We start from the raw sequence: 15076 nt of genomic DNA, 5'->3' as shown, positions 1-15076 counted from the left end.
AATCCCGGGCCCTTGCTCGATGAGTCCGGTCCGGTGACGCAGTCTGATCTGTATGGGCAAGCTCATCTATGGCTTCAATGTGTCGGTCGACGGATATATCGCGGACGGACAGGGCAACATCGACTGGTCCGAGCCGAGTGACGAACTGCATCAGTACTGGAATGATTTCGAGCGCGAAACCGTCCTGTCCTTCTACGGCCGGCGGCTCTACGATTTGATGGCCGCGTACTGGCCGACCGCCGACGCTGCGCCCGACGCCACCCCGCTGATCATCGATTTCGCCCGTGTCTGGCGCGATATGCCCAAGCTCGTGTTCTCGCGCACCCTGGAGTCCGTCGACTGGAACTCCCGCTTGGAGCGCGGCGACCCCGTCGAGGTGGTCACGAGGCTGAAAGCCGAGACCGATGGCCAACTGGAAGTAGCCGGGGCGACGCTGGCCGCACCGATCGTCCGCGCCGGACTGGTGGACGAGTTCCGGATCGTGGTCGCACCCACCGCGGTGGGCGGGGGCATTCCGTTCCTCCCGAGCCTGCCGTCGTGGATCTCGCTGCGGCTGGTGGAAAACCGCACCTTTCCTGGCGGCACGGTTCTGCTGCGTTATGCAACGAAACACGACTGATCGAAGGTAGCCGGCCGGCCCACTTCGAGCACTCGGGCAGACGCGCTGAATGCACAAATGCCTGTGCCCCCCAATTGAATTGGGGGGCACAGGGCTTCAATGTGTGTTCGGCGGTGTCCTACTTTTCCGCCCGGGTGGGCAGTATCATCGGCGCTGGCAGGCTTAGCTTCCGGGTTCGGGATGGGACCGGGCGTTTCCCTGCCGCTATGGACCGCCGTAACTCTATTCACTTTTTTCAGTGATCAAATTTTTGTGTTTTTGGTGGTGGGGTGTGTTCATCAAATCTGATGGTGTGTTTGATGAGGTGGTGTGTGGTTGCGAGGTTTTGTTGTGTTTGTTGTAAGTTTTCGGCCGGTTAGTGCCAGTCCCTGAACGTTGCTGCGTGTGTAGGTCTGGTCTATCGATCCCGTGGTCTGCGGGGGGCCTTATCCCACTTAATGGGTGAGAAGCCTGGTCTTGGAAGAGGTTTCCCGCTTAGATGCTTTCAGCGGTTATCCTGTCCGAACGTGGCTATCCAGCGGTGCCCCTGGTGGGACAACTGGTGTACCAGAGGTTCGTCCGTCCCGGTCCTCTCGTACTAGGGACAGGTTTCCTCAAGCTTCTGACGCGCGCGGCGGATAGAGACCGAACTGTCTCACGACGTTCTAAACCCAGCTCGCGTGCCGCTTTAATGGGCGAACAGCCCAACCCTTGGGACCTGCTCCAGCCCCAGGATGCGACGAGCCGACATCGAGGTGCCAAACCATCCCGTCGATATGGACTCTTGGGGAAGATCAGCCTGTTATCCCCGGGGTACCTTTTATCCGTTGAGCGACACCCCTTCCACTCAGAGGTGCCGGATCACTAGTCCCGACTTTCGTCCCTGCTCGACATGTCCGTCTCGCAGTCAAGCTCCCTTGTGCACTTACACTCAACACCTGATTGCCGTCCAGGTTGAGGGAACCTTTGGGCGCCTCCGTTACTTTTAGGAGGCAACCGCCCCAGTTAAACTACCCGCCAGGCACTGTCCCTGAACCGGATAGACGGTTCGAGGTTAGAGGCCCAATACGATCAGAGTGGTATTTCAACAACGACTCCACCCACACTGGCGTGTGAGTTTCACAGTCTCCCACCTATCCTACACAAACCGTATCGAGCACCAATACCAAGTTGTAGTGAAGGTCCCGGGGTCTTTTCGTCCTGCCGCGCGTAACGAGCATCTTTACTCGTAATGCAATTTCGCCGAGTCTATGGTTGAGACAGTTGAGAAGTCGTTACGCCATTCGTGCAGGTCGGAACTTACCCGACAAGGAATTTCGCTACCTTAGGATGGTTATAGTTACCACCGCCGTTTACTGGGGCTTAAATTCTCCGCTTCACCCCGAGGGGTTAACGGGTCCTCTTAACCTTCCAGCACCGGGCAGGCGTCAGTCCGTATACATCGTCTTGCGACTTCGCACGGACCTGTGTTTTTAGTAAACAGTCGCTTCTCACTGGTTTGTGCCACCCCCTCCCGCTGCCCACCGCAAGGGTGTTGACGGTATGGGGGTCCCCCTTCTCCCGAAGTTACGGGGGCATTTTGCCGAGTTCCTTAACCATAGTTCACTCGTACGCCTCGGTATTCTCTACCTGACCACCTGTGTTGGTTTGGGGTACGGGCCGTGTGTGTGCTCGCTAGAGGCTTTTCTCGACAGCATAGGATCACCGAATTCGCCTCAATCGGCTATGCATCACCTCTCAGACATATGAGTGACGGATTTGCCTATCACTCGTCCTACAGGTTTACCCCAGTATTACCACTGACTGGTACGGCTACCTTCCTGCGTCACCCCATCGCTTGACTACTACCCATCCGGGTCCCGCGCAGCCGGCGAACCCCATCGACCCGAAAGTCTCCGGTGGTCCGCCATTTGGGCGGTTAGCAGAACAGATTCGTCAGGGGCGCCCACACACGGGTACGGGAATATCAACCCGTTGTCCATCGACTACGCCTGTCGGCCTCGCCTTAGGTCCCGACTCACCCTGGGCGGACTGGCCTGGCCCAGGAACCCTTGGTCTTCCGGCGGGCAAGGTTCTCACTTGCCTTATCGCTACTCATGCCTGCATTCTCACTCCCACACCCTCCACAGCTAGATCACTCTGCTGCTTCACCGGATGCAGGACGCTCCCCTACCCAGCACACACAAGGTGTGCTGCCGCGGCTTCGGCGGTGTGCTTGAGCCCCGCTACATTATCGGCGCACAATCACTTGACCAGTGAGCTATTACGCACTCTTTCAAGGGTGGCTGCTTCTAAGCCAACCTCCTGGTTGTCTTCGCGACTGCACATCCTTTTCCACTTAGCACACGCTTAGGGGCCTTAGCCGGCGATCTGGGCTGTTTCCCTCTCGACGCACGGAGCTTATCCCCCGCCGTCTCACTGCCGCACTACACCGTGTCGGCATTCGGAGTTTGGCTGACGTCAGTAACCTAGTAGGGCCCATCGGCCATCCAGTAGCTCTACCTCCGACACGAACACTGCGACGCTGCACCTAAATGCATTTCGGGGAGAACCAGCTATCACGGAGTTTGATTGGCCTTTCACCCCTACCCACAACTCATCCCCTCAGTCTTCAACCTAAGTGGGTTCGGGCCTCCACGCGGTCTTACCCGCGCTTCACCCTGGCCATGGGTAGATCACTCCGCTTCGGGTCCAGAACACACCACTACACCACACACTGTTGTGTGGATACGCCCTATTCAGACTCGCTTTCGCTGCGGCTACCCCACCCGGGTTAACCTCGCGACATGTCCCTGACTCGCAGGCTCATTCTTCAAAAGGCACGCCATCACCCCACAACAAAGTCGAGGGCTCTGACGGATTGTAAGCGCACGGTTTCAGGTACTCTTTCACTCCCTCCCGGGTACTTTTCACCATTCCCTCACGGTACTAATCCGCTATCGGTCACTAGGAAGTATTCAGGCTTACCGGGTGGTCCCGGCAGATTCACAGCAGATTCCACGGGCCCGCTGCTACTCGGGGAAAACATTCCACGAAAGCCGCTGAGTTTTCGTCGACGGGGCTCTCACCCTCTCCGGCAGGCCATCCCAGACCACTTCAACTAACCCAACGGTTTATCACTTTCGCCCTCATCGGCGGATGAGAGAAGAAACGCCCCACAACACCGCACACACAACCCCCGCCGGGTATCACATGCACACGGTTTAGCCATCCTCCGCTTTCGCTCGCCACTACTCACGGAATCACGGTTGTTTTCTCTTCCTACGGGTACTGAGATGTTTCACTTCCCCGCGTTCCCCCCAGACACCTATACATTCAGTGCCTGGTGACACGACATCACTCGTGCCGGGTTTCCCCATTCGGACATCCTCGGATCCACGCTCGGTTGGCAACTCCCCGAGGCATATCGCAGCCTCCCACGTCCTTCATCGGCTCCTAGTGCCAAGGCATCCACCATGCGCCCTTAAACACTTACAACACAAAACCAAAAAATGAGTCACCCGCACACACCCCACCCCCAAAAGAGCAGAACGCATGCGAGTATCAGAAAAATTTGCATTACACGAAACACGACACAAGAAACCCTGCGCCGCGTCTCGATGCTCGCAACCACTATCCACAAATCAAACACCACACCCCACCACCAAAGCAGGGCAACAACACTCCGACCCCACACGCACTCGGCGGAGCCACCCCCAAACCACAGGGGCACGGGCTTGTTGTCTCAAAGCCCAATAGTGTGTCCGGCGATTCCATCGACACGATGTCTCCCACACCGCATCTCAACGTTTGTTGTGCACCAAACCAGGCGCCACTACAGCGCACCGATTCCTCACGGCTCGGGCAAGACCCAGTGTCTCAACCCTTTTCGTGGTGCTCCTTAGAAAGGAGGTGATCCAGCCGCACCTTCCGGTACGGCTACCTTGTTACGACTTCGTCCCAATCGCCGATCCCACCTTCGACGGCTCCCTCCCACAAGGGGTTAGGCCACCGGCTTCGGGTGTTACCGACTTTCATGACGTGACGGGCGGTGTGTACAAGGCCCGGGAACGTATTCACCGCAGCGTTGCTGATCTGCGATTACTAGCGACTCCGACTTCACGGGGTCGAGTTGCAGACCCCGATCCGAACTGAGACCGGCTTTGAAAGGATTCGCTCCACCTCACGGCATCGCAGCCCTTTGTACCGGCCATTGTAGCATGTGTGAAGCCCTGGACATAAGGGGCATGATGACTTGACGTCATCCCCACCTTCCTCCGAGTTGACCCCGGCAGTCTCTCACGAGTCCCCACCATAACGTGCTGGCAACATGAGACAAGGGTTGCGCTCGTTGCGGGACTTAACCCAACATCTCACGACACGAGCTGACGACAGCCATGCACCACCTGCACACAGGCCACAAGGGAACCGACATCTCTGCCGGCGTCCTGTGCATGTCAAACCCAGGTAAGGTTCTTCGCGTTGCATCGAATTAATCCACATGCTCCGCCGCTTGTGCGGGCCCCCGTCAATTCCTTTGAGTTTTAGCCTTGCGGCCGTACTCCCCAGGCGGGGTACTTAATGCGTTAGCTACGGCACGGATCCCAAGGAAGGAAACCCACACCTAGTACCCACCGTTTACGGCGTGGACTACCAGGGTATCTAATCCTGTTCGCTCCCCACGCTTTCGCTCCTCAGCGTCAGTTACTGCCCAGAGACCCGCCTTCGCCACCGGTGTTCCTCCTGATATCTGCGCATTCCACCGCTACACCAGGAATTCCAGTCTCCCCTGCAGTACTCCAGTCTGCCCGTATCGCCCGCACGCCCACAGTTAAGCTGTGAGTTTTCACGAACAACGCGACAAACCACCTACGAGCTCTTTACGCCCAGTAATTCCGGACAACGCTCGGACCCTACGTATTACCGCGGCTGCTGGCACGTAGTTGGCCGGTCCTTCTTCTCCAGGTACCGTCAATCTCTCTTCGTCCCTGGCGAAGGGTTTACAACCCGAAGGCCGTCATCCCCCACGCGGCGTCGCTGCATCAGGCTTGCGCCCATTGTGCAATATTCCCCACTGCTGCCTCCCGTAGGAGTCTGGGCCGTATCTCAGTCCCAGTGTGGCCGGTCACCCTCTCAGGCCGGCTACCCGTCGTCGCCTTGGTAGGCCATCACCCCACCAACAAGCTGATAGGCCGCGGGCCCATCCCACACCGCAAAAGCTTTCCCCCACCAGGCCATGCGACCAGCAGGGTGTATTCGGTATTAGACCCAGTTTCCCAGGCTTATCCCAAAGTGCAGGGCAGATCACCCACGTGTTACTCACCCGTTCGCCACTCGAGTACCCCGAAGGGCCTTTCCGTTCGACTTGCATGTGTTAAGCACGCCGCCAGCGTTCGTCCTGAGCCAGGATCAAACTCTCCAAACAAAAACGTTCAGAACAAATTTGACCAAACAAAAGACACCAAAACTGGCATCAAAAAAACCGCACCCCTAAACGGGAAAAAGAAGCACGGCAAAAAACAACAACAAATAAAAACCACCAAACACACTATTGAGTTCTCAAACAACACACCCGGTTTTCAGGCAACCCTGCCACTGTACTGCATCTGGCCAGGGAGGTCAAACCTCGTCCGCCGGATCTTTCGACCCGGGGCCGTGGGCTTCTGTCGGGAAATATTACGCGCTGTCGGCCAGACGCCCAAACTGCCAGCGTAACGCGGGTTTCGGGTCCCCGATTCTACGTGACGCGCTCGATCTCCGCACCCAAACCGACCAGATTTTCGACGAAGCGGGGGTACCCGCGGTCGATGTGGAACACGTCGTGCACCTCGGTCTCGCCGTCGGCGACCAGGCCGGCCAACACCAGCCCGGCGCCGGCGCGGATGTCCGACGACCACACCGGCGCACTGGACAACTGCGGAATGCCGCGCACCACGGCGTGATGGCCGTCGGTCCGGGCGTCCGCGCCGAGGCGGATCATCTCCTCGACGAACCGGAAGCGTGCCTCGAAGACGTTCTCGGTGATCATCGACGTCCCGTCCGCCACCGCCGCCAGCCCGATCGCCATCGGCTGCAGGTCCGTGGGAAAGCCCGGGAACGGCAGCGTCGCAACGTTGACCGCCTTCGGCCGTTCGTACTGCACGACCCGGAAGCCGTCGTCGCTCTGGGTGACGGTCGCTCCGGCGTCGTGGAGTTTGTGCAACACCAACTGCAGGTGCGAGGGGTCGACCCCGGTGACCGAGATGTCACCGCGGGTCATCGCCGCGGCGATTCCCCACGTCGCCGCGACGATGCGGTCCCCGATCACGCGGTGCTCGGTCGGATAGAGCCGGTCGACGCCGGTGATCGTCAACGTCGACGAGCCGGCGCCGGAGATGTGCGCCCCCATCTGGTTGAGCATCGTGCACAGGTCGACGACGTCAGGTTCCCGCGCCGCGTTGTGGATCGTCGTGACGCCGTCGGCGAGCACCGCGGCCATGAGGATGTTCTCGGTGGCACCGACCGACGGGAACTCGAGTTGGATCTCGGCGCCGTGGAGATGGTCGGCTTCGGCGACCACGCAACCGTGCTCGATGTTGCAGCGCGCGCCGAGCTGACGCAGCCCGGACTGGTGCATGTCCAGCGGCCGCGAGCCGATCGCGTCGCCGCCGGGAAGTGCCACCTTGGCCCGCTTGCATCGGCCCACCAGCGGCCCGAGCACGCACACCGACGCCCGGAACTGCCGCACCGCCGCGAAGTCGGCATCGTATTTGAGCTCGTCGGGCGAGGTGATCCGCACGGTGTCACCGTCGAGCTCGACCGTCGCTCCCAGCCCGCGTAACACCTCGGCCATCAACGGCACGTCGAGGATGTCCGGACAGTTGGTGATCGTGCTGGTGCCCTCCCCGAGCAGGGCGGCCGCCATCAGCTTCAGCACACTGTTCTTGGCGCCACCGACAGCAACTTCGCCCGATAACCGACAGCCGCCGGTCACCACGAAATGCTCGCTCACGTCGGTCAGTGTAAACAGCGCATCAGCCCATGTCAGTCTCCCGAGCCGCACCGCTGCACCGCCGTCCCGTACGGTTTGACCATGGCGGTGCACCTGACGCGGATATATACCCGGACCGGCGACGATGGAACGACGGGGCTCAGCGACTTCAGCCGCGTTTCGAAGAACGACGCGCGCTTGGCGGCCTACGCGGACTGTGATGAAGCCAACGCGGCGATCGGTGTCGCGGTGGCTCTCGGCCACCCCGACGAACGCCTTGGCGGCGTGCTCCGCCAGATCCAGAACGACCTGTTCGACGCGGGCGCCGACCTGTCGACGCCGGTCGTCGAGAACCCCGAGTACCCGCCGCTGCGCATCCAGCAGAGCTATATCGACCGCCTCGAGAAGTGGTGCGACGAGTTCAACGAGCCTCTGCCGGCGCTGAACTCCTTCGTGCTGCCCGGCGGGACCGCCCTGTCGGCGCTGCTACATGTGGCCCGCACGGTGGCCCGCCGCGCGGAGCGGTCGGCGTGGCACGCGGTGGAACTTCACGGCGATTCGATCAGCGTGCTGCCCGCGAAGTATCTGAATCGTCTCTCGGACCTGCTGTTCATCTTGTCGCGCGTCGCCAACCCCGACGGTGACGTGCTGTGGCAGCCGGGCGGCGGGGCTCAGTAACTACGACGCCGGGCCCGCGGCTCAATAGCTCCGCCGCCGGGCCCGCGGCGATGGCCGCGACTCCAGCCAGGACGTGAACGCGGTCAGGGCGCCGCGGTCGAGCGCAATCTCGTAGCCTCTGCCGCGTTCCGGGCCGATGTCGCGAAGTTCCAGGATCACGATCTGCTCGGTCATGATGTCGAATTCGTCGCCCCGGGGTGAGCGCCGCGACACGATCTCCAGGCCGCGGCGGCTCAGCGTCCGGTCCGGCCACCACCGCATACTCGACAACCGATAGAAACCGGCTTCGCCACCGCGGTAGCGCATCACGCCGTGCCGCCAGCCCTGCCCGCCCACGGCGGGATAGTCGCGCAGGATCGCGGCGGTGCCACCAACCTGGCGCAGTTTCCACAGCCGGTAGCCCAGGACCGCGACCACGATGGCCAGCACGGCGACGAGCGCGACCATGAACTGCATGGACGCGCTCATCGACGGTCAGTCCAGTTGACCGAGGGCGCGCAGCCGCGCACGCCCCCACGCCGCGGTCCGCTCATCGTCGGATTCAGAGTCCTGCTTGGCCTCGTCGGCATTGATCTCCGACTCCAGCTCGGCGTTCTCGACGAGGATGCGTACGGCTTCCTCGGTCACCGACAGGAACCCGCCGTCGACCGCGATCCGCAGGTCGTCTTGGCCTTCACGCTCCACGCGCACCATGGCGTCGTCGACCAGTTGCGCCACCAGCGGGATATGCCGGGGCAGGATTCCGATCTCACCGGCAGTGGTGCGGGTGAACACGAACGTGGCATCGCCTTTCCACAGTTCGCGCTCCACGGCGACGATCTCGACCTTCATTTCCGCCATGTCACACCACCTTCTTCAGTTCGACCCCGTCGATCACAGCTTCGCGCCGAGGCTTTCGGCCTTCTTGGCCAGGTCGTCGAGTCCGCCGATCAGGAAGAACGCCTGCTCGGGCAGGTGGTCGAAGTCGCCCTTGGTCAGCTTGTCGAACGCCTCGATGGTCTCCTTCAACGGCACCGTCGAACCCGGCTGACCGGTGAACTGCTCGGCGGCCATCATGTTCTGGCTCAGGAAGCGCTCGATCCGGCGTGCCCGGTTCACCAGCTGCTTGTCTTCCTCGGCGAGCTCGTCGATACCGAGAATCGCGATGATGTCCTGGAGGTCCTTGTAACGCTGCAGGATTCGGATGACTTCCTGGGCGACGCGGTAGTGCTCGTCGCCGACCACCGACGGGTCGAGGATGGTCGAGCTCGACGCCAGCGGATCCACCGCCGGGAAGATGCCCTTCGAGAAGACCGAGCGCGACAGCTCCGTGGTGGCGTCGAGGTGCGCGAACGTGGTCGCCGGAGCCGGGTCGGTGTAGTCGTCGGCAGGCACGTACACGGCCTGCATCGAGGTGATCGACTTGCCTCGCGTCGAGGTGATGCGCTCCTGGAGCTCACCCATCTCGTCGGCGAGGGTGGGCTGGTAACCCACCGCCGACGGCATACGACCGAGCAGCGTGGACACCTCGGAGCCGGCCTGGGTGAACCGGAAGATGTTGTCGATGAACAGCAGCACGTCCTGGCCCTGCTCGTCGCGGAAGAACTCGGCCATGGTCAGTGCCGACAACGCGACGCGCATACGGGTGCCCGGCGGCTCGTCCATCTGGCCGAACACCAGCGCGGTGTCCTTGAGCACGTTGGCGTCCTCGAGCTCGACCCACAGGTCGTTGCCCTCACGGGTGCGCTCACCGACGCCGGCGAACACCGAGGTACCGCCGAAGTTGCGGGCGATGCGGTTGATCATCTCCTGGATGAGCACCGTCTTGCCCACGCCGGCGCCGCCGAACAGGGCGATCTTTCCGCCGCGGACGTACGGGGTCAGCAGGTCGACGACCTTCAGTCCGGTCTCCAGCATCTCGGTGCGGGGTTCCAGGTCGGAGAAGGCCGGCGGCTTGCGGTGGATCGACCAGTGCTCGAAGTCCTTGCCGTAGCCGGGCTCGTCGAGGCAGTCGCCCAGGGCGTTGAACACGTGACCCTTGACGCCGTCGCCGACGGGCACCGAGATCGAGGAGCCGGTGTTGGTGACCTCGACGCCGCGCACGAGGCCGTCGGTCGGCTGCATCGAGATGGCCCGGACCAGGTTGTCCCCGAGGTGCTGCGCCACCTCCAGCGTCAGGGTCTTGGACAGCTCCTTGTAGGAGATGTCGGCGTGCAGCGCGTTGAACAACTCCGGCACGGAGCCGCGCGGGAACTCCACGTCGACGACCGGGCCGGTGATACGAACCACGCGACCGGTGGTCTCCTTGGCTTCTGCTGGTGCACTCATGGTGTTTCTTCGCTTCCTAACCGGACGTACTGCTGAAGGTCACTTGGCGTCGGCCAGCGCGTTGGCGCCGCCGACGATCTCGCTGATTTCCTGGGTGATCTGCGCCTGACGTTCGCGGTTGGCCGCCAGGGTCAGGGACTTGATCAGATCGTCTGCGTTGTCGGTGGCCGACTTCATGGCCCGGCGCCGCGACGCCGACTCCGATGCGGCGGCCTCGAGCAGCGCCGCGTAGACGCGCGTGGCCACATAGCGCGGCAGCAGCTCGTCGAACAAGGTCTCGGCGTCCGGCTCGAACGAGAAGAGCGTCTGCGGGCCCTCGCTCGGCGCTTCGTCTTCGACGTACTCGACTTCCATCGGGGCGATGCGCCGGGCGGCGACCGTCTGGGAGAGCATCGAGCGGAACTCGGTGAAGACGATGTGCAGTTCGTCGACACCCAGGACACCGTCCGCACCAGCGTCGTCATCCTCGTCGTCGACGCCCGCCATGAACGTCGTGACCAGGGTATCGGCGATCTCGCGAGCGTGCTCGTAGGTGGGCCGCTCGGAGAAGCCGGTCCACGACTCGACGACGTCGCGCTGCCGGAAGTTGAAGTAGCCCAGCGCTTTACGGCCGATGACGTAGAGGACGGGCTCCTTGCCCTCTTCCCGCAGCAGCGAGAAGAGCTCTTCGGACTGCCGCAGCACGTTGGCGTTGTAGGCGCCGCAGAGACCACGATCGGAGGACACCACCAGCACCGCGGCCCGTCGCGGATTCTCCCGTTGCACGAGCAGCGGGTGATCCAACGCGCTCGCGCTGGCGAGCTCGGTGAGCATGTTGGTGATCTCGGTGCTGTACGGCCGAGCCGCCTCGACTCGGGCCTGCGCCTTGGCGATCCGCGAGGTGGCGATCATCTCCTGGGCCTTGGTGATCTTCTTGATCGACCCAGCGGAACGGATGCGCCCGCGTAGCTCGCGCAGTGTTGCAGCCATCTAGCTCTCCAGACCGTCTCGGTGCCTACTTCTTGGGGGCCGGCTTGCGGACCTTGACGGACTCCTTCTCGACGTCCTCTTCGTCCATCGCCTCGGCCTGGGCATCGACCGCCACCGAGCTGCCGTCCGAGGCCGAGAAGCCCTTCTTGAAGTCGTTGATGACCTTCACCAGCTTCTCCTCGTTCTCCTCGGAGAACTTCTTGCTCTCCCGGATGTCATCGAGAATCTGCCCGTGCGAGCCCTTGACGTGCTCGAGCAGTTCCTGCTCGAAGCGCGCGACGTCCTCGACCGGAACCGAGTCCAGGTGGCCACCGGTGCCGAGGAAGATCGCGACGACCTGATCCTCCACCGCGTACGGCGTGTACGCCGGCTGCTTGAGCAATTCGACCAGGCGGGCGCCGCGGTCCAGCTGCGCTTTCGAGGCGGCGTCGAGGTCAGAGGCGAACGCGGCGAAGGACTCCAGCTCGCGGTACTGCGACAGCTCCAGACGCAGTGAACCGGCAACCTCCTTCATCGCCTTGATCTGCGCCGCGCCACCGACGCGCGACACCGACACACCGACGTTGATGGCCGGCCGCACACCCTGGTTGAACAGGTCGGACTCCAGGAAGCACTGACCGTCGGTGATGGAGATGACGTTGGTCGGGATGTACGCCGAGATGTCGTTGGCCTTGGTCTCGATGATCGGCAGACCGGTCATCGAGCCGCCACCGAGCTCATCGGAGAGCTTCGCGCAGCGCTCCAGCAGACGGGAGTGCAGGTAGAAGACGTCACCGGGGTACGCCTCGCGGCCCGGCGGCCGACGCAGCAGCAGCGAGATCGCGCGGTAGGCCTCGGCCTGCTTGGTCAGGTCGTCGAAGACGATCAGCACGTGCTTGCCGTCGTACATCCAGTGCTGTCCGATGGCCGAACCCGTGTAGGGCGCCAGCCACTTGAAGCCGGCGGCGTCGGACGCAGGAGCGGCGACGATGGTGGTGTACTCCATGGCGCCGCCCTCTTCGAGAGCACGCTTGACCGAGGCGATCGTGGTGCCCTTCTGGCCGACGGCGACGTACACGCAGCGCACCTGCTGCTTCGGGTCGCCGGTCTCCCACGCTTTGCGCTGGTTGAGGATGGTGTCGACACAGACCGCGGTCTTGCCGGTCTTGCGGTCGCCGATGATCAGCTGTCGCTGCCCGCGGCCGATCGGGGTCTGGCTGTCGATGGCCTTGATGCCCGTCTGCAGCGGCTCGGACACACCCTGGCGCTGCACCACCGACGGGGCCTGAAGCTCGAGGGCGCGACGGGTGTCGGACTCGATGTCCCCTTGGCCGTCGATCGGCTGGCCGAGCGGGTTGACGACGCGGCCGAGGAACGCGTCACCGACGGGTACCGAGAGGACCTCACCGGTGCGTTTGACCTGCTGGCCCTCTTCGATCTTCTCGAAGTCGCCCAGGATCACGGCGCCGACGCTGTGCTCGTCGAGGTTCATGGCGACACCGAGGACGCCACCGGAGAACTCGAGCAGCTCCTGGGTCATCACCGAGGGCAGACCCTCGACGTGGGCGATGCCGTCACCGGCGTCGACGACGGTGCCGACCTCTTCACGATCGGAATCCGCGCTGAAGGAGGAGACGTAGTCCTCGATCGCGCCCTGGATGTCAGCAGCCGAGATAGTCAACTCTGCCATGGCTTTTCGCTTCCTGCCTTTTGGTGTTCTAAAGGGGTCTTGGGTTCGGTCAGTCGGGCAGCCGGGTCTCGGCGGCCGCCAGTCGTGAGGACAGCGAGCCTTCGATGACCTCGTCGCCGACGGCAACTGTCAGGCCGCCCAGCATGGACGGATCGATGTGCAGCTGCACTGACACCGGGTGGCTGTAGATACGGCTGAGCACTTCGGTCAGCCGGGTGCGCTGATCGTCGCTGAGTTCGGCGGCGGCGCTGACGTGGGCGACCACCTCGCCGCGGCGCGAGACCGCAAGCTCGGCGAGTTCCCGCACCGCTTCGTCGGCCCGCTCGCCGTGCAGCAACGAGACCGTCTGGGCCAGCAGCGCCCGGGTGGTGTTGTTGGCCTTGTTCTCGAGCAGCTTGTCCAACAAGCCGATTCGGCCGTCCAGCGGTGTGGTGTAGTCGCTGAGCAGCGCGCTCAGCTGCGACTCACCGTCGAGGATCCGGCTGAAGCGGAAGAGCTGTTCTTCCACCTCGTCGGACTCGTCGTTGCGCTCGGCACGCACCAGCAGCGAAAGCCTGGCCATATAGCGGATCGCGAAGATCAGGTCGGCCTCGTCCGACCAGCGCTGCTCGACCGCTGTCTTGACCAATGCCAGCGCGGTGTCCGAGATCTTCCCCGACAACAGCCGCTCGGCGAGACCGCTCTTGGCGTCTCCGCCGTCGGTCGGTTCACCGAGGTGCTTGCTCAGCACCGGCTGGGAACCGAGCAGCTTGGCCACCGAGACCAGGTCGTCGGCGAGCGTGGTCAGCTCCTCAGCGGAGGTCTGAGCGGTGTGCTCGTCGAACCGGGACACCACGACCTCGAGTGCTTCGCGGCTGGTGGCCCGCATCCTGGCGCCGACGCTGTCACCGACGTTGGCCTCGGACGGCGCCATCGCGTCGAGTTCGTCCAGGAAGCGGTCGACGGTGGCCGACCGGTTGCCGTCGTCGGAGACGTGCTCGCGAACCAGTTCCCGGGCCCGGTGCACGGACTCGGTGCCCAGCTCCTGCCGGAGCTCGCGGATCAGCTGCTGACGCAGCAGTTCCCTCTGCGCCTCGCCCTGCACCTTGATGCGCTCGACGTCGGCGTCGGCCTGCTCGCGCATCTGCTCTGCGATCTTCTCGGCGTCGGCGCGAGCTTCCTCGACGACGCGAGCCGCCTCCTCCTTGGCCGCGGCGACGGCCTTGGCATGCTCTTCGTCGGCTCGTGCCACCTTCTCGGCCGCCGCCGAACTGGCTTCGAGTTGCTGCCGGACGGTGTCCTGCTGCAGGCGCATCATGTTCCGCACCGGCGGCACCACGAAGCGCACCACCAGGAACACGATGACCGCGAACCCGATGAGCTGACCGATGAATGTCGACATGCCTACCGTCCCTGGCTCGTGGTCGCAGCGGTGCGGGAGCTGGCGACGTCGGTTCCGAGGACGCGACCGGCCAGTGTCTCCGACAGCGTCTCGATCGACGACCGCAGCTCGTCAGCGGTCTGCCGACCCTGCCGGGACAGCTCCTCGTTGGTCTTCTGCACCGCGGAGGTGACCTCCTCGTTGGCACGCGACCGCATGTCCTCGAGGATTTCCCGGCCTTCGGTGCGGGCCTGGTCCCGAATGGACGAGGCCTCCCGACGTGCCTCGCCCATCACCTTCGCCGAATCGTCCTGCGCGGCGGCGGACAGTTCGGCCGACTTGCGGTTGTCCTGGTCCGTCTTGGTGACCATGGCTTCACGTTCGTGCAGCACCGCGCTGACCGGCGGCACCACGAACTTGGCGATGACACCCAGCACGATCAGGAAGATCAGCAGCACGAAGATGAACGTGCCGTTGGGCAGCAGGAAGTTGCTCTGCCCGCCTTCCTCTGCGGCGAGGACAGTGATGCTCAGGTCACCCATGACT

General features: G+C 63.0%; 10 protein-coding genes and 3 rRNA genes. 2 read left to right on the top strand and 11 right to left on the bottom strand.

Annotation, left to right across the window (positions count from 1 at the left end):
* Positions 1-52 precede the first annotated feature (52 nt).
* Entirely contained in the window at positions 53-619 is a 567-nt protein-coding gene (locus tag G6N31_RS01685) for a dihydrofolate reductase family protein (protein WP_098005493.1), read from the top strand.
* Between the two features lie 105 nt (positions 620-724).
* Here G6N31_RS01685 and rrf read toward each other — a convergent pair.
* The 4 genes from rrf to murA form a co-directional block, all read right to left on the bottom strand.
* Positions 725-838 (bottom strand): 5S ribosomal RNA (gene rrf / locus G6N31_RS01680).
* Between the two features lie 116 nt (positions 839-954).
* Positions 955-4075 (bottom strand): 23S ribosomal RNA (locus G6N31_RS01675).
* Between the two features lie 407 nt (positions 4076-4482).
* Positions 4483-6002: ribosomal RNA gene (locus G6N31_RS01670) — 16S ribosomal RNA — on the bottom strand.
* Together the 16S, 23S and 5S rRNA genes form the textbook arrangement of a ribosomal RNA operon.
* Positions 6003-6314: 312 nt before the next feature.
* Complete coding sequence (gene murA / locus G6N31_RS01665) at positions 6315-7568, bottom strand: UDP-N-acetylglucosamine 1-carboxyvinyltransferase (RefSeq protein ID WP_098006181.1); 1254 nt, start codon at positions 7566-7568, stop codon at positions 6315-6317.
* Between the two features lie 81 nt (positions 7569-7649).
* Between murA and G6N31_RS01660 the strand changes: the two genes are divergently transcribed.
* Positions 7650-8225, top strand: a complete 576-nt coding sequence (locus G6N31_RS01660; RefSeq protein ID WP_098006183.1) for a cob(I)yrinic acid a,c-diamide adenosyltransferase — start codon at positions 7650-7652, stop codon at positions 8223-8225.
* 21 nt (positions 8226-8246) lie between these two features.
* Here the strand turns inward: G6N31_RS01660 and G6N31_RS01655 are convergent, their stop codons facing one another.
* The 7 genes from G6N31_RS01655 to G6N31_RS01625 are packed head-to-tail and all read right to left on the bottom strand — an operon-like array spanning position 8247 to position 15072.
* On the bottom strand, positions 8247-8693 hold the full coding sequence (locus tag G6N31_RS01655) for a DUF2550 domain-containing protein (protein ID WP_163721994.1): 447 nt from the start codon (positions 8691-8693) through the stop codon (positions 8247-8249).
* 6 nt (positions 8694-8699) lie between these two features.
* A complete protein-coding gene (locus G6N31_RS01650; protein ID WP_098006186.1) occupies positions 8700-9065 on the bottom strand; it encodes a F0F1 ATP synthase subunit epsilon in 366 nt (121 codons plus the stop codon).
* A gap of 33 nt (positions 9066-9098) precedes the next feature.
* Positions 9099-10532, bottom strand: coding sequence for a F0F1 ATP synthase subunit beta (atpD, locus tag G6N31_RS01645; protein WP_098006188.1), 1434 nt, complete (start codon positions 10530-10532; stop codon positions 9099-9101).
* 39 nt (positions 10533-10571) lie between these two features.
* The gene (locus G6N31_RS01640) at positions 10572-11501 is read right to left on the bottom strand and encodes a F0F1 ATP synthase subunit gamma (RefSeq protein ID WP_098006190.1); all 930 of its coding nucleotides are present in this window, start codon (positions 11499-11501) and stop codon (positions 10572-10574) included.
* 25 nt (positions 11502-11526) lie between these two features.
* The gene (gene atpA, locus G6N31_RS01635) at positions 11527-13170 is read right to left on the bottom strand and encodes a F0F1 ATP synthase subunit alpha (protein WP_098006192.1); all 1644 of its coding nucleotides are present in this window, start codon (positions 13168-13170) and stop codon (positions 11527-11529) included.
* Between the two features lie 49 nt (positions 13171-13219).
* Positions 13220-14551, bottom strand: a complete 1332-nt coding sequence (locus G6N31_RS01630) for a F0F1 ATP synthase subunit B/delta (protein ID WP_098006194.1) — start codon at positions 14549-14551, stop codon at positions 13220-13222.
* 2 nt (positions 14552-14553) lie between these two features.
* Positions 14554-15072 (bottom strand): F0F1 ATP synthase subunit B, encoded by a 519-nt coding sequence (locus G6N31_RS01625; protein WP_098006196.1) that lies wholly within the window; start codon positions 15070-15072, stop codon positions 14554-14556.
* Between the last annotated feature and the right edge of the window lie 4 nt (positions 15073-15076).

The organism is Mycolicibacterium duvalii (assembly GCF_010726645.1).
Taxonomy (GTDB): Bacteria; Actinomycetota; Actinomycetes; order Mycobacteriales; family Mycobacteriaceae; genus Mycobacterium; species Mycobacterium duvalii.
This window is presented reverse-complemented; position numbering and strand designations above follow the sequence as displayed.